Genomic DNA, 15067 nt, shown 5'->3' on the forward strand with positions numbered 1-15067 from the left:
CCTCAGGTGCGGCCGACCCGCCCCTTCTCGCCGGCCGCCCAGCAGGTGTGCCCGACGCAGTCCACGGTGTCGAAACTCCCCGTGTCCGCGATCTTCCAGGTCTTGCCGTCCCTGCTGGTGTCCGTCCCGGACGGACCGACCGCGACCAGGCCGTCGCCGCGGTAGGCGATACCGGACCGGTATCCCACGGGCGCCTGCTTGCCCGCCGTCCACCCGCGACGGTCGTTGGTCGCGAACGCGGGCGTCGGGTCGGTCGGCTTCAGGTAGTCGCCACCGATCGCCACACCGCGCCAGGGCGTCTTGAACGCCACCGCGAACACCCCCGCCGCCTCACCGGACGGCAGCGGCACCTCGCTCGCCTTCCACGACCGGCCACCGTCGCGCGACTCCAGCACCCGTGCCTTCGCGCCGCCGCCGGTCGCGATCCACGCGTGGTTGCCGCTGGTCGTCACGCACTGCCCGGACGCCGCGAACGCGAACTCGCCCGGCAGCGCGTCCGGCATGCCCTTCGGGTCGTCGACGTGCCACGACCGTCCGCCGTCCCACGTCCTGAGGACCCGGAACTTGCCGTCGACAGGGTCACTGAGCGCGAGCCCGCGGAACCGGTCGAAGAACGCCACGCAGTCGTAGAACGCCTTCGGATCGGTGTTGCGGAACTCCTCCTGCCAGCTCTTACCGCCGTCGGACGTGCGGTAGATCCGCGACGACTCGCCCTCGCCGATGGACAGCGCCACGGCGTTGCGCGCGTCGAAGGCCTCGATGTCGCGGAACTCGAGCGCCTCGGTGCCGGGCGGGCCCACGGAGTCCCACGTCCGGCCACCGTTCGTCGTGCGCAGGACGGTGCCCTTCGAGCCGCTGACCCACGCGACCTGGCCGTTGACCGCGGACAGGCCTCTGAACCGTGCGTCGGTACCGGTCGGCTTCAGGTCCCAGTAGGTGTCCGTCGCCGACGCCACCCCGGGAAGAACCAGGAGTGCGGCGAGTGCCGCCGCGATGATCCTCATGTGGCCACTCTGGTCGAGCCGGTGATCGCTTCCTAGCCCCGATCGGCGGTCAGGGCGCGCTCCGGTCCGGAGCGCGCCCCTCGGCATCGTTCGATCAGAGCGACGAGATCAGGCGCTCCACGCGTTCGTCGACCGCCCGGAACGGGTCCTTGCACAGCACGGTCCGCTGCGCCTGGTCGTTCAGCTTGAGGTGCACCCAGTCGACGGTGAAGTCGCGACCGGCGGCCTGCGCGGCGGCGATGAAGTCACCGCGCAGCTTGGCCCGCGTGGTCTGCGGCGGGGTGTCCTTGGCGGCCTCGATCTCGCCGTCGTCGGTCACGCGCTCGACCTGGCCCTTGCGCTGCAGCAGGTCGAACACGCCACGGCCACGGCGGATGTCGTGGTAGGCGAGGTCGAGCTGGGCGATGCGCGGGTTGGACAGGTCCATGTTGTGCTTTTCCATGTACCGGTTCATCAGGCGGTTCTTGATGGCCCAGTCGATCTCGCGGTCGATCTTCGTCAGGTCCTGCGCCTCGACGGCGTCGAGGGTGCGGCCCCACAGCTCGAGGACGCGCTCCGCCATCGGGTCCGGTGAGCGCTTGGCGCAGTGCTCGACGGCCTTCTCGAAGTACTCGCGCTGGATGTCGAGCGCGGACGCTTCCTTGCCGCCCGCGAGGCGCACCGTGCGGCGGCCCGTCAGGTCGTGGCTGATCTCGCGGATCGCGCGGATCGGGTTGTCCAGGGAGAAGTCGCGGAACTGGACGCCCTGCTCGATCATCTCGAGCACCAGGTTCGCGCTGCCGACCTTCAGCAGCGTCGTCACCTCGGACATGTTCGAGTCGCCGACGATGACGTGCAGGCGCCGGTAGCGCTCGGCGTCGGCGTGCGGCTCGTCGCGGGTGTTGATGATCGGGCGGGACCGGGTGGTCGCGGACGACACGCCCTCCCAGATGTGCTCGGCGCGCTGCGAGAGGCAGTACACGGCGCCGCGCGGGGTCTGCAGCACCTTGCCGGCGCCGCAGATGAGCTGGCGGGTGACCAGGAACGGCAGCAGCACGTCCGCGATGCGGGAGAACTCTCCGGCCCGTGCGACCAGGTAGTTCTCGTGGCAGCCGTAGGAGTTGCCCGCCGAGTCGGTGTTGTTCTTGAACAGGAAGATGTCCCCGCCGATGCCCTCGTCGGCGAGCCTGCGCTCGGCGTCGACGAGCAGGTCCTCCAGGATCCGCTCACCGGCCTTGTCGTGCGTGACGAGCTGTGCCAGGTCGTCGCACTCGGCCGTCGCGTACTCCGGGTGGGAGCCGACGTCGAGGTAGAGCCGGGAGCCGTTGCGCAAGAAGACGTTGGAAGAACGTCCCCACGAGACGACGCGGCGGAACAAGTACCGCGCGACCTCGTCCGGGGACAGACGACGCTGCCCGTGGAAGGTGCAGGTCACCCCGAATTCTGTCTCAATGCCGAAGATCCGCCGCTGCATGCCTCAACAGTAGGCGACTCCCAGGCGGAGCAGGGTGATCCGTTCGGGCGGCACGCCGGTTGCGGTTTAGTGTCGGTGGCGTGTGGAAACGGGTCAGCGCTCTCGACAAGAAGCTCATGAGCTCCTCGGCCGGACTACGTCCGAGCAGGCTCGACACCGGTTTGAAGAGGCTTTCGAAAGCCGCCAACCACAGTCTGCTGTGGTTCGTCATCGCGGCGATTCTGGCGACGAGGAAAGGCCCGTACCGGCGTGGTGCGATGAGAGGCCTTGCGGCCATCGCCGGGGCCTCTGCCAGCGCGAACCTGGTCGGGAAGTCGCTTTTCCCGCGCCGCCGGCCCGCCGCCGATCTGCTCGCGATGCGACGCAGGCTGTCGAAGCGGCCGACATCCTCGTCATTCCCGTCCGGTCACTCCGCGTCAGCGGCCGCTTTCGCCACGGCGGTGGCGATGGAATCACCCAAAGCGGGCGTGGTGGTGGCACCGATCGCCGCCGCCGTCGCCTATTCACGCGTTCACACGGGCGTTCATTGGCCGACGGATGTCGCGGCCGGCGCGGCCGTGGGCGTCGGTGCCGCGATGCTGACGCGCCGGTGGTGGCCGCTCGGGATGAACGAGCCCGCCTCGGCCTACGAGCACGCCGACCTGACGTCGTTGCAGGACGGTGACGGGCTGGTCGTGGTGGTGAACCCGTTCTCGGGCATCGGGCCGGACCCGACGCCGCAGATCACCGAGGAGTGGCCCAAGGCGCAGATCGTCTCGGTCGAGGAGCTCGACGACCTGCCGGACGCGAAAGCGCTGGGTGTGGCCGGTGGCGACGGCACGGTGGCCGCCGTGGCCGCCATCGCCGCCGAACGCGACCTCCCGCTGGTGCTCATCCCCTCCGGCACGCTGAACCACTTCGCGCGGGACGTGGGCATCACCGGCCTGCACGACACGGCGCAGGCGGTCGCGGACGGCGTGGGTGTGCGGGTGGACATGGCGCAGGTCAACGGGCAGTGGTTCGTGAACACGGCGTCGCTGGGCGGCTACCCGGACATGGTGCGGATCCGCGAGAAGCTGGAGAAGCGCTGGGGCAAGTGGCCGGCGGCGGGCATGGCGTTGTTCCGCGTGCTGCAACGAGCCAAGCCGCTGGACATCACCATCGACGGCGACAAGCACCTCGTCTGGTTGCTGTTCGTGGGCAACGGGCCGTACCGGCCGAAGGGTTTCGCCCCCACGATGCGGCCGCGGCTCGACGACGGCCTGCTCGACGTGCGCTACGTCCGGGCAGACCGGAAGTACTCGCGGACCAGGTTCTTCCTGGGAGCGCTGCTCGGCGCTTTGGAGCACTCGCGCATGTACAAGCACCTCGAGGTGGCCTCGCTGAACGTCGAGGTGCACGGTGCACCGATCTCGATCGCGACCGACGGCGAGGTGCGCGAGCGGGCCAACCACTTCAAGTTCCGTTCGCGTGCGGCCGCACTGGGAATCTATCGTCCCTAGTGTTCGACATTGTCGAACAGACGCAGCTAGAGTGGGGTGCGTGCCCGGTCCCATTCAGTCCATCCAGCGCGCGGCCGAGGTCCTGAAGCTGCTCGCGCACGGCGGCGCGCACCAGCTGAGCGTCGGCGAGATCGCGCGCGCCCTCGACCTCGCGAAACCAACAGTGCACGGCATCCTGCGGACGTTGCAGGAGGTCGGGTTCGTCGAGCAGGAGGTCGAGGGCGGCAAGTACCGCCTGGGCGCCGCGCTGTTCCAGATCGGCACCTCCTACCTCGACGGCAACGAGCTGCGCGCCAAGGCGTTGAACTGGTCGGACACCCTGGCGATGCGGGCGCGCGAGGCAGTGCGCATCGGCGTGATGCACGGCAAGCACGTGCTCGTCGTGCACCACGTGTTCCGCCCGGACAACAGCCGGCAGACGCTCGACACCGGCGCCCTGCTGCCGTGGAACGCGACGGCGCTGGGCAAGGCCCTGGTCGCGTTCGGCGACAACTGGCCCGACGGCGACCTGCAGGCGTTCACCCGCCACACGCTCGATCCCGAGCAGCTGCACGCCGACATGAACGTCGTCCGCGACCGCGACTGGGCCTACGACCTGCACGAACTCGTCGAGGGCGAGGCGTCCGTGGCCGCCCCGATTCGAGACAGGCGAGGTGTGGTCGTCGGGGCGATCGGCATCTCCGGGCCGGTCGAGAGGCTGTGCGACTCACCCGATCTGCCGCCGCGCCTCGAGCTCGTGTCCTACGTACGTGAGGCAGCTCGCAGCGTTTCGAGGGAGCTCGGCGGGCTCTCCTGGTAGTACTGTGGAATCGTTCGACATTGTCGAATGGTTCGCACAAGGGAGTGCACGTGGCTTACATCGCGGCGATAGACCAGGGCACGACTTCGTCCCGGTGCATCGTGTTCGACCAGGCCGGCGGGATCGTGTCGGTCGCTCAGCGCGAGCACCGCCAGATCTTCCCGAAGCCGGGCTGGGTGGAGCACGACGCGTCCGAGATCTGGACGAACGTGCAGGCCGTCGTGCGCGACGCCCTCTCTCACGCGTCTCTCTCGCTGGGCGACATCGCCGCGTTCGGCATCACGAACCAGCGCGAGACCACGGTCGTGTGGGACAAGGCGACCGGCGAGCCCGTGCACAACGCGATCGTCTGGCAGGACACGCGCACGGACGCGTTGATCAGGCAGCTCGGCGACCAGGACAGGTTCCGCGAGCGCTCCGGCCTGCCCCTGGCGACCTACTTCTCCGGTCCGAAACTGCGGTGGCTGCTCGACAACGTCGAAGGCCTGCGCGCACGGGCCGAACGCGGCGAGGTCCTGTTCGGCACCATGGACACCTGGCTGATCTGGAACCTGACCGGCCGCCACGTCACCGACGTCACGAACGCCTCGCGCACCATGCTGATGAACCTGGAGACCCTCGACTGGGACCAGGAGCTGGTGGACGCGATGGACGTCCCGCACGAGATGCTCCCCGAGATCCGTTCCTCCTCCGAGGTCTACGGCACCTACGAGGGCGTGCCCGTCGCGTCGGCGCTCGGCGACCAGCAGGCCGCGCTGTTCGGCCAGACCTGCTTCGAGCCCGGTGAGGGCAAGTGCACCTACGGCACCGGCGCGTTCCTGCTGATCAACACCGGTGACCAGCCGGTGCACTCGCAGAACGGCCTGCTGACCACCGTCGGGTACAAGATCGGCGACGAGCCGGCGGCGTACGCGCTGGAAGGCGCCGTCGCGGTGACGGGCGCGCTCGTGCAGTGGTTCCGCGACAAGATCGGGCTGATCTCGTCGGCGGCCGAGATCGAGACTCTCGCGCGCACGGTGGACGACAACGGCGGCGCGTACTTCGTGCCCGCGTTCTCCGGCCTCTTCGCGCCGCACTGGCGCAGCGACGCGCGTGGCGTGATCGCCGGCCTGACGGGCTACATCTCGCGCGGGCACCTCGCACGGGCCGTGCTGGAGGCATCGGCGTGGCAGACCCGCGAGGTCGTGGACGCGATGAACGCCGACTCCGGTGTGGACCTCACGACGTTGCGCGTCGACGGCGGCATGACGGCGAACAACCTGCTCATGCAGTTCCTGTCGGACGTGCTGGACGTGCCGGTGGTGCGCCCGATCGTGGCCGAGACGACGTGCCTGGGCGCGGCGTACGCGGCCGGTCTCGCGGTGGGCTACTGGAGCGGCACCGAAGAACTGAAAGCCAACTGGCACAAGGCGGCTGAGTGGGAGCCGTCGATGGAACCGGCGGCGCGGGCTCGCGGCTACCGGAAGTGGAAGAAGGCGGTCGAGCGGACCGTCGGGTGGATGGACGAGGACGATGACTGACCTTTCTCAGCGCGACAGGGCTCGTGAAGAGCTGCAGCACGGCAAGTTCGACGTCGTCGTGATCGGCGGCGGCATCCTGGGCATCGCGACCACGTGGGCCGCGGCCCGTTCAGGACTGCGGGTCGCGCTGGTCGAGGGCGGCGACTTCGCGGGCGCCACGTCGTCCGCGTCGTCCAAGCTCGTGCACGGCGGCCTGCGCTACCTCGCGATGGGCCCGTCGGCGGTGCCGATGGTGCACGAGAACCACAAGGAACGCCGCGCGCTGGGCGACCACCTGGCCCCGCACCTGGTGCGCCCGCTGCCGTTCCTCGTCCCCGTCTACAAGGGCGGCCCGCACAGCCGGTTCGTGCTGGGTGCGGGCGTCACGTTGTACTCCGCGCTGTCGGGTTTCGGCGACGGCATGGGGAAGGTGCTGTCGGCGCGCAGGGCTGTGGAGTGGGTGCCTGACCTGCGCGCCGACGGTCTGCGCGGTGCCGCGATGTACTACGACCACCAGATGAACGACAGCCGCGTGGCGATCACCGCCGCCCGCGCCGCCGCCGAGGCCGGCGCCGTGCTGCTCAACCACATCTCGGTCGTGGGCCTGCGCAAGACCGGATCGAAGGTCACCGGTGTCGACCTGCGCGACTCGCTCGGCGAGTTCGGCGTGGACGCGAAGGTCGTCGTGAACGCGACCGGCCCGTGGCTCGACGTGCTGCGGCGCATGGAGGACCCGGCCGCCGACCCGTCGATCCGCCTGTCCAAGGGCTCGCACCTGGTGCTGAAGCAGACCTCGGAGTGGAAGGCCGCGCTGACGATCCCCGTCGACGACGTGCGCGTGTCGTTCGCGATCCCGTGGGAGGGCCACCTCCTGCTCGGCACCACCGACGAGGCCTACGAGGGCGACCCGGCCGCCGTCGCGTGCACCGACGCCGACATCGACCAGATCCTGAGCGAGGCGGGCGTCGCGGTGTCCGGTCTGGACCGTTCGCGGATCGCGTACACGTTCGCCGGCCTGCGGGTCCTGCCCGGCGGCCCCGGCGACACCTCGCACGCCAAGCGCGAGACGGTGATCACCGCGGGCTCCGGCGGCATGATCAGCGTGGCCGGCGGCAAGTGGACGACGTTCCGCAAGATCGGCGGCACCGTCCTGGCACGCGTGAACGCCGAGCTCGGCCGCACCTTCGACGGGCCTTTGGACGGCGTCGCGCTTCCCGGCTCGGCGCAGCCCGACACCGTGGGTTCCGTGCTGGGCCACGCTTTCGCCGCGCTGCCCGACGACGTGGTCCGCCACCTCGCCACGCACTACGGCACGACGTCGCACGAGGTCGTCGCCCTCGGTCTGGAGAACCCGGCGCTGCTGGAGCGCGTCCACCCGGACGGCCCGGACATCTGGGCCCAGGTCGAGCACGCCCGCCGCACCGAGTGGGCGTCCGAAGTGGACGACGTGCTGCGCCGCCGCACCACCGTGATGGTGCGCGGACTCGACTCCCCCGAGGTGCGTTCGCGGGTGTCGGAGCTGCTCGCCTCCTAGAGAACCATGGCGCGTTCCACGAGGTAGTCGGCCAGTTCGGGTGCCGAGTGGAACGCGCTGCGCAGCGCCAGCGTCCCGTCGCAGCCGAGCACGACCTCTTCCCGTGACACAGCGCGATGTTCGAGCCGGAGCCCGTCGAGGTAGGCGTCGATGATCGCCTCACGCACGGGCGGCAGGTCCGCGACGGCCATCCGTCCGGCCTGGGCGAGCCCCACGAGCAGCTGACCGAGGTCCGCACCGACCGGGTTCGGGCACTGCCAGGTCACGTCGATCACCACGAACGACTCCGGGTCGTCGAGCGGTACCAGCAGGTTCTGCGGGCACGCGTCGTTGTGCCCGTTCGCCTGGGGCAGCGCTTCGAGCCGTGCCAGGAGCCCCGGCATCCGTTCCGCGAGGGCCGAGCAGTGCGGCCGCAGGAACGCGTCCCGCACGAGCCTTCCCTCGTACAGCACCCGCAACGCCCTGCCCGGCGCGCCACCGAACCTGCGCCCCGCCCAGCGGCCGAGCCCCAGCGCGGCCCGCCGGAAGCGGGGCAGGTCCCACTCCACGTCCGCGCAGCGCACGTCCTCCAGCCACAACGCGATCCGGTCGCCGAAGTCGTCCACCCGCAGCACGCGCGGCCGGCGCATCCCCGGTGGCAGCACGAAGTCCGACTGCAGGAACTCCACCTCGTCGCGCCACGGAAGATCGCCCACCACGTCCTTGAACTCGTCCGGGACGTGCGGCCGCCGCAGGACCTTCACGAACGCCGGCTCCCCCGCCGACACCACCCGGTAGACCGCGGCCGTCGTCAGCGCGACCGGGTCGAACGGCACCGGCACCACGCGGGTCAGCGGTACGGATCGGTGATCTCGCCGAGCATCTCGAGCGCCTCGCGCAGCTGACCCATGCGGCGCTTGCCGATGTGCTGTTCCCATTCCGCCTCGATCCTGGCCATCTCCGCGTTCGCGACGGGAACGGCCTCCTTCGCCCTGTCGGTCACGCGCACCAACCGTGCCCGGCCGTCGGTGGGGTCGGGCACGCGTTCGACGTAGCCGACCTTCTCGAGCTGGTCCACCAGGAACCCGGCGGTCTGCTTGGTCACCTGGGCGGCCTCGGCGAGCTCGGTCAGCCGCGTCCCGTCCCGGCCGACGCGCATCAGCACCCGCGCCTGCGCCTGCGTGACCTCGAACCCCGCCGCGACGACCGCGGCCAGGATCCGGTTCTCCACCTCGCGGCTCGGGATGAAGAGCAGCAGCCCGATGTTCACCCGTTGGCTCCTCTTGTTTTAGTCAGATGCTCTGATTAAAGTAGTCAGCCTATCGAACTAAATCAAGAGGAGAGGGCGATGGACGAGACGAAGATCTGGCAGACGATCGACTCCGAACGCGCGGCGACCGCGGACCTGCTCGCCGGGCTCACCGACGTCGAGTGGACCTACCCGTCGCTCTGCGAGGGCTGGACGGTGCGCGAGGTCGCCGCCCACCTGTCGCTCGCACACCGGGTCAGCGCCGGCACGGCGTTCAAGGCGTTCGTCCGGGCTCGCGGCAGCTTCAACCGCATGGTCGACCAGACCGCGCGCGAGGAGGCACGCAGACCGGCCGCCGAACTCGTCGCGGAACTGCGCGGCGCCGTCGGGCTCCACCGTCTCGCGCCGGGCCAGTCGCTCAAGAACGCGCTGATGGACACCATGGTCCACACCCAGGACATCGCGCTGCCGCTCGGCGTGGAGCGCCACATGCCCCTCGACGCCGCCGTGGTCGCGGCGGACGACCTGTGGCGGATCGGGTTCCCGTTCCACGCGCGCCGCAAGCTGGCCGGGCACCGGCTAGTCGCCACCGACACCGACTGGGCCGTCGGCGAGGGAGCCGAGATCAGCGGCCCGATCGAGGCGCTCGTGATGCTGCTCGCCGGGCGCACCGCGACGATCCCAAGGCTGACCGGCATCACGGTCTGAGTTCGCGCACCATCCTGCGGCACACGTGAACGCGCTCGAACCGTTCGCGCATCTCGGCTTCCCGCTCGATCCGGGCGTGCAGGAACGCCCCGACCGGTACCAGCCCGTGCTTAGCGGTGAGCACCGTGCCGAGCTCGTCGGCGGACGCGTGCACGTGCAGGCAACTCTCCGACTCCGTGAAACCGTTGCGCTCGAACCAGTTCAGCGCGGGCCCGTCCTCACGAGTCCAGGCGTCGAGCGTCCGCGCCCCGAACCGCTCCAGCCGCCGCACCGCCTCGGCGAGCAGCGCCGTCGCGATCCCCTCGCCCTGGCGATCGGGATGCACCACCACCGTGCCGATCGTGGCCTCCGCGCCGGGCACCGACACGTCCAGGATTCCGGCCACCTCGGCACCGTCGAGCGCGACGAGTTCCAGGTCCGTGCGGCGCTTGGCCTGCCAGACGTCGTCGAAGTAGTTCGTCGCGAGGAATCCGAGCACCCGGCACCTCAGCCAGGACGCCTCGTCGTCCGGCTCGTAGTCCCTGATTTCCACCGGCGGTCCCGGCGTGCCCCTGGACCTGCCCGATGATCCCAGCAAGCGCACTTCCCCTGGTCGCCCCCGTGCGGCGTCCACCACTCGCCCCCCAGTCCACTGCCCGCCGGACATCCCCGGCACGACCCAGGCTCCCTGATGCGAGGACCGCTCGCACGCTTGTTTCCGCGTCACCAATTGCCAGGGACACAACGCCGGGCGTCGACGTTGCCGAACCAGGCGGCCTCTGGACGCAGCCTCTTCACCAGTTCCCGCCTACCAGCCGAGCGCCGCGCCTAGGCTCCCCCCATGACCACCTTCGCCATAGCGCACGGAGGGGGCGACGTAGGCTGGTCGTGGCACCTGGTAGCAGAAGCCTTGCAGGCCAAGGGCCACACAGTCGTCGCCCCAGACCTCCCCATCGAAGACGAGGCAAAAGACCTCACAGACTGGGCACAAACGCTGACAGACGCCCTACCGTCCACAGAGGACGTAGTGGTGGTAGGCCACTCCTTCGGCGGCTTCGTGGCCCCGATCGCCGCAGCCGCCATCAACGCCAAAGCCCTGGTCTACGTAACGGCAATGCTCCCCGCCCCAGGCGAAACCCCAGGCGACTGGTGGGAGAACACCGGCTACACCGACTCGGGCCTGGACGACAAGTTCTTCCACGACGTCCCGCCAGACCTGACAGCGGAAGCGCAAAAACGAGAACGCGGCATGTCCGAGAACTCGATGGCCAAGCCGTGGCCGCTGGACAAGATGCCAGACCTACCAACGCACTTCATCCTGTGCACAGAAGACCGGTTCTTCACCCCGGACTTCATGCGCAAAGTGGTAGCCGACCGCCTGGGCGTAGAGCCGGTGGAACTGGCCGCAGGCCACTGCGCCTCACTGAGCAAACCGAACGAGCTGGCGAACCTACTGGCGAACTACGCGAGGTAGCCAACTCACCCGCGAAGCCGAAGGCGAGCTGTCCTTACCGCAAGGCAAGGGCGGTGGGGTCCCATCACGAGTCGCGCCACAGCTCTTGCTGCACCTGAGGGGTGAGGTCAAGCCGACACGCTCTTCGTCGACTTGACCTCACCCCTCAGGTGTGGCCCGCTCGTGGCTCGGCTCGTGATGGGACCCCACCGCCACCGCAACCCTCTAAGCAACAGGCAGCCGCCCAACGCAACAGGCGTGCCATCAACCCACCCGTGGCGCGGACCCCCTGATCAGATTGCCGGGTCCGGGGCAGAGCCCCAGGAAAACGCACGCAACCGCAAGCCCGCCGCCCGCAAGGTGACCCACCCACAAGGTCGCGGAAACGCGAAAGGCCCCCAGCAAAAGCCAGGGGCCAATCGCACAAACCTACTTGGACTCACCCTCAGGATCCGAAGGCAGCTCAACATCCTCAACACTCTTGCCGTCCTTCACAGGAGCAGGCAAAAGCGCATCCAAAGCAGCCCCGGCAATCCGCCGAAAAGCCCGCCGAGGCCGAGCCCGCTCCAACACCGCGATCTCCAGCTTGGCAGCCGGAAGCAACTCGGCAGCCCCGTTCCCGGTAGAAGGCGACCCAGCCGACAAAGCCTTGACCGCGACAGAAACGGCCTCAGCCAACGACAACCCGTCGGCGAAGGCTTCCTTCAACGCCGTGTTGGGGGCGTCGACGGCGCCGCCCATCACGATGTACTGGGGTTCGTCCACGATGGACCCGTCGTACGTCAGCCGGTACAACGTGTCGGAAGCAGAGGAGTCCCCCACCTCGGCCACGGCGATCTCCACCTCGAAGGGCTTGATCTGCTCGGTGAAGTACGTGCCCAGGGTCGTGGCGTAGACGTTCGCCAGCGAACGGGAGGTCACGTCGCGCGGGTCGTTCTGGTAGCCGCGGACGTCGGCGAACCGGATCCCGGCCTGGCGGAGGTTCTCGAACTCGCTGTAGCGGCCCACCGCGGCGAAGCCGATGCGGTCGTAGATCTCCGAGACCTTGTGCAGCGTGCTGGAGGGGTTCTCCGCGACGAAGAGAATGCCGTCGGCGTACTTGAGCACGATGACGCTGCGACCCCTGGCGATGCCCTTGCGGGCGTACTCCGAGCGGTCGCGCATCACCTGCTCCGCCGATGCGTACAGCGGCATCGTCATGGGTGGTGCTCCTGACGTCGAACCTGTGGGGGACTCAGCCTGCGGGGCGGGACCGGCGGCCTTCGACGACCGCGTCGGCGATCGTGGCGACCTGGGGTTCCGGCACCTCGACGGCACCGTCGGCGCCGTTGATGGTGACCACGATCGGGTAGAGGCGGCGGACCGGGTCCGGGCCGCCCGTCGCCGAGTCGTCGTCCGCCGCGTCGTAGAGGGCTTCGACGACGGAACGGATCGCGGCTTCGACGTCCGCGTCCGGGTCGTAGAGCTTCTTGAGCGCCGACTTCGCGAACAGCGAGCCCGAGCCGACGGCCTGGTAGCCCTGCGACTCCTCGTAACGGCCGCCGGTGACGTCGTAGGACACGATGCGGCCGGCGCGGTCCGAGTCGGTGGCCGAGGTGTCGTACCCGGCGAAGAGGGGCACCACGGCGAGGCCGGCCATGGCCGCGTCGAGGTTGCCCCTGATCATCGCCGAGAGGCGGTTCGCCTTGCCGTCCAGCGACAGCGGCACGCCCTCGATCTTCTCGTAGTGGCGCAGCTCCACCGTGTACAGGCGCACGATCTCGATCGCGATGCCGGCCGTGCCCGCGATGCCGACGGCCGAGTGGTCGTCGGTCACGAAGACCTTCTTCATGTCGCGCTGGGCGATCACGTTGCCCATGGTCGCGCGCCTGTCGCCGGCGATCACGACACCACCCTTGTAGGTGGCCGCGACGATCGTCGTCCCGTGCGGGGCCTGGACGGTCCCCTCCGGGAGCTTCCGGCCACTAGGCAGCATGTCGGGTGCCTGTGCCCGCAGGAAGTCCGTGAACGACGACGAGCCCGGCGTGAGGTACGCCGAGGGCAGCGCCGCGGCCGGGTAACGCCCGGTCGAGCTGTTGTCCATGTGTTGGTTGTTCTCCCGTCCCCGAGTTGGTCAACAGGCCCCCGAAGGCCTACTGACCACCCTTTTGCACGTAAGCGCGGACGAAGTCCTCCGCGTTCTCCTCGAGCACGTCGTCGATCTCGTCGAGGATCGCGTCCACGTCCTCGCCGAGCTTCTCGCGGCGTTCCTGACCTGCGCCGGCGGCGTCATCCGCGCCGTCGTCGCCGTCGCCACCACCCTGGCGCTGCTTCTGTTCCTGGGACATCTCGGCCTCCCACTGACTCGCCTGACAAGAACACTACCCAGCGGCACCGACAAAAACCCTGAGCCACTCGGGTAGACGATCACCCGCGAGTGAGCGCGTCCACCAGCTGCTCGGCGGTGTCGGAGGCCTCCAGAAGGGCTCCGACGTGCGCTTTCGTCCCGCGGAGCGGTTCCAGCGTCGGAATTCGCACGAGGGATTCTCGACCGAGGTCAAAGATCACCGAGTCCCACGACGCGGCCGCGACCGAGGTCGGGTAGCGCTCCAGGCACCGGCCGCGGAAGTACGCACGCGTGTCCTCGGGCGGCGAGGTGATGGCCGCGCGGACCTCTTCCTCGCTCACGAGCCGCTTCATCGAGCCGCGCGCGACCAGGCGGTTGTAGAGGCCCTTGTCGAGGCGGACGTCGGAGTACTGCAGGTCGACCAGGTTGAGCCGGGCCGCGCCCCACTCCAGGCCGTCGCGCTGCCGGTAGCCCTCGAGCAGCCGGAGCTTCGCGACCCAGTCGAGCCGGTCGGCGCACTCCGCCGGGTCGCGGGCCAGCGCGTCGAGCACCTCGCCCCAGATCCGCAGGACCTCCCGGTCGCCGACGCCTTCCTTCTCGACGAACGCCAGCGCCCGCTCGTGGTAGGCGAACTGCACGTCGAGGCCGGTGAACTTGCGCCCGCCGGTCATCTCGACCTTGGTCTTCAAGGTCGGGTCGTGGCTGATCTGGTGCACCGCGCGCACCGGGTCGACCATGCGCAGGTCGTCGAACCGCTGCCCGGCCTCGATCATGTCGAGCACCAGGGACGCGGTGCCGACCTTGAGGAACGTGGAGTACTCGGCCAGGTTCGCGTCGCCGATGATGACGTGCAGGCGGCGGTACTTGTCCGCGTCCGCGTGCGGCTCGTCGCGGGTGTTGATGATGCCGCGCTTGAGCGTCGTCTCCAGGCCGACCTCGACCTCGATGTAGTCGGAGCGCTGCGAGAGCTGGAAGCCGGGCTCCTCGCCGGACTGCCCGACGCCCACGCGGCCGGAACCCGTGATGACCTGGCGCGACGCGAAGAACGGCGTGAGGCCCGCGATGACGGCCGTGAACGGCGTCGAGCGCTGCATCAGGTAGTTCTCGTGCGTGCCGTACGACGCGCCCTTGCCGTCGACGTTGTTCTTGTACAGCTGCAGGCGGGGCTGGCCGGGCACGGACGCGGCCTTGATCGCCGCCTCCTCCATGATCCGTTCCCCCGCCTTGTCCCAGATCACCGCGTCACGCGCGTTGGTGACCTCAGGCGCCGAGTACTCGGGGTGCGCGTGGTCTACGTAGAGCCGCGCGCCGTTGGTGAGGATGACGTTCGCCGCGCCCAGGTCCTCGACGTCGGAGTCGGCGGGATGCCCGCCGGGCGATCCCAGGTCGAACCCGCGCGCGTCGCGCAACGGGGACTCCACCTCGTAGTCCCAGCGCGCCCGCCTGGCGCGCGGTATGTCCGCCGCCGCCGCGTACGCGAGCACCACCTGTGTCGAAGTGAGCACCGGGTTCGCGGTCGCGTCACCCGGCACTGAGATGCCGTACTCGACCTCGGTTCCCATGATCCGCCGCATGCGCAACACCTTATGACCTGACCCCGGCA

The 15067-nt window shown here is 69.4% G+C and carries 15 protein-coding genes; 6 read left to right on the forward strand and 9 right to left on the reverse strand.

Going from position 1 to position 15067, the window contains the following annotated elements; all coding sequences use genetic code 11:
* Positions 1 to 2: 2 nt before the first annotated feature.
* Positions 3 to 1004 carry a beta propeller repeat protein gene (locus LX88_RS24900; RefSeq protein ID WP_258950236.1) on the reverse strand — a complete coding sequence of 334 codons (1002 nt, stop codon included), beginning with the start codon at positions 1002 to 1004 and terminating at the stop codon, positions 3 to 5.
* Positions 1005 to 1098: 94 nt separating this feature from the next.
* Positions 1099 to 2457, reverse strand: a complete 1359-nt coding sequence (gene pafA, locus LX88_RS24905) for a Pup--protein ligase (RefSeq protein ID WP_090070241.1) — start codon at positions 2455 to 2457, stop codon at positions 1099 to 1101.
* A gap of 116 nt (positions 2458 to 2573) precedes the next feature.
* On the opposite strand from pafA, the gene LX88_RS24910 reads away from it, so the two are divergent.
* From LX88_RS24910 to LX88_RS24925, 4 genes are read left to right on the forward strand one after another with little or no spacing between them, the layout of a single operon-like run.
* A complete protein-coding gene (locus LX88_RS24910) occupies positions 2574 to 3938 on the forward strand; it encodes a bifunctional phosphatase PAP2/diacylglycerol kinase family protein (RefSeq protein ID WP_258950548.1) in 1365 nt (454 codons plus the stop codon).
* Between the two features lie 40 nt (positions 3939 to 3978).
* The gene (locus tag LX88_RS44375; RefSeq protein ID WP_258950237.1) at positions 3979 to 4737 is read left to right on the forward strand and encodes an IclR family transcriptional regulator; all 759 of its coding nucleotides are present in this window, start codon (positions 3979 to 3981) and stop codon (positions 4735 to 4737) included.
* A gap of 44 nt (positions 4738 to 4781) precedes the next feature.
* Positions 4782 to 6257, forward strand: a complete 1476-nt coding sequence (glpK, locus tag LX88_RS24920) for a glycerol kinase GlpK (protein WP_372511413.1) — start codon at positions 4782 to 4784, stop codon at positions 6255 to 6257.
* Positions 6250 to 7770, forward strand: a complete 1521-nt coding sequence (locus tag LX88_RS24925; RefSeq protein WP_258950239.1) for a glycerol-3-phosphate dehydrogenase/oxidase — start codon at positions 6250 to 6252, stop codon at positions 7768 to 7770. Before glpK ends, LX88_RS24925 begins: the two co-directional genes overlap by 8 nt.
* On the opposite strand, the gene LX88_RS24930 is transcribed toward LX88_RS24925, so the two are convergent.
* Together LX88_RS24930 and LX88_RS24935 are read right to left on the reverse strand one after the other, a co-directional pair.
* Entirely contained in the window at positions 7767 to 8594 is an 828-nt protein-coding gene (locus tag LX88_RS24930) for a hypothetical protein (protein WP_258950240.1), read from the reverse strand. The two genes, LX88_RS24925 and LX88_RS24930, sit on opposite strands and share 4 nt — an antisense overlap.
* 5 nt (positions 8595 to 8599) lie before the next feature.
* Positions 8600 to 9019, reverse strand: a complete 420-nt coding sequence (locus LX88_RS24935) for a MarR family winged helix-turn-helix transcriptional regulator (RefSeq protein WP_258950241.1) — start codon at positions 9017 to 9019, stop codon at positions 8600 to 8602.
* 78 nt (positions 9020 to 9097) lie between these two features.
* Between LX88_RS24935 and LX88_RS24940 the strand changes: the two genes are divergently transcribed.
* Entirely contained in the window at positions 9098 to 9706 is a 609-nt protein-coding gene (locus LX88_RS24940; RefSeq protein ID WP_258950242.1) for a maleylpyruvate isomerase family mycothiol-dependent enzyme, read from the forward strand.
* Here LX88_RS24940 and LX88_RS24945 read toward each other — a convergent pair.
* Positions 9696 to 10238: a GNAT family N-acetyltransferase gene (locus LX88_RS24945; RefSeq protein WP_258950243.1), complete on the reverse strand. Its 543-nt coding sequence runs from the start codon at positions 10236 to 10238 to the stop codon at positions 9696 to 9698. The genes LX88_RS24940 and LX88_RS24945 overlap by 11 nt on opposite strands.
* A gap of 288 nt (positions 10239 to 10526) precedes the next feature.
* Here LX88_RS24945 and LX88_RS24950 point away from each other — a divergent pair, with 288 nt between their 5' ends.
* Positions 10527 to 11159 carry an alpha/beta hydrolase gene (locus tag LX88_RS24950; protein WP_258950244.1) on the forward strand — a complete coding sequence of 211 codons (633 nt, stop codon included), beginning with the start codon at positions 10527 to 10529 and terminating at the stop codon, positions 11157 to 11159.
* A gap of 408 nt (positions 11160 to 11567) precedes the next feature.
* On the opposite strand, the gene prcA is transcribed toward LX88_RS24950, so the two are convergent.
* From prcA to dop, 4 genes are all read right to left on the reverse strand, one after another.
* Positions 11568 to 12338, reverse strand: a complete 771-nt coding sequence (prcA, locus tag LX88_RS24955) for a proteasome subunit alpha (RefSeq protein WP_258950245.1) — start codon at positions 12336 to 12338, stop codon at positions 11568 to 11570.
* Between the two features lie 34 nt (positions 12339 to 12372).
* Complete coding sequence (gene prcB / locus LX88_RS24960; RefSeq protein WP_258950246.1) at positions 12373 to 13221, reverse strand: proteasome subunit beta; 849 nt, start codon at positions 13219 to 13221, stop codon at positions 12373 to 12375.
* A gap of 49 nt (positions 13222 to 13270) precedes the next feature.
* Positions 13271 to 13465, reverse strand: a complete 195-nt coding sequence (locus LX88_RS24965; RefSeq protein ID WP_030471529.1) for a ubiquitin-like protein Pup — start codon at positions 13463 to 13465, stop codon at positions 13271 to 13273.
* Positions 13466 to 13544: 79 nt separating this feature from the next.
* On the reverse strand, positions 13545 to 15038 hold the full coding sequence (gene dop, locus LX88_RS24970) for a depupylase/deamidase Dop (protein ID WP_258950247.1): 1494 nt from the start codon (positions 15036 to 15038) through the stop codon (positions 13545 to 13547).
* Positions 15039 to 15067 lie beyond the last annotated feature (29 nt).

The organism is Lentzea californiensis (genome assembly GCF_024648825.1).
Lineage (GTDB): Bacteria > Actinomycetota > Actinomycetes > Mycobacteriales > Pseudonocardiaceae > Lentzea > Lentzea californiensis.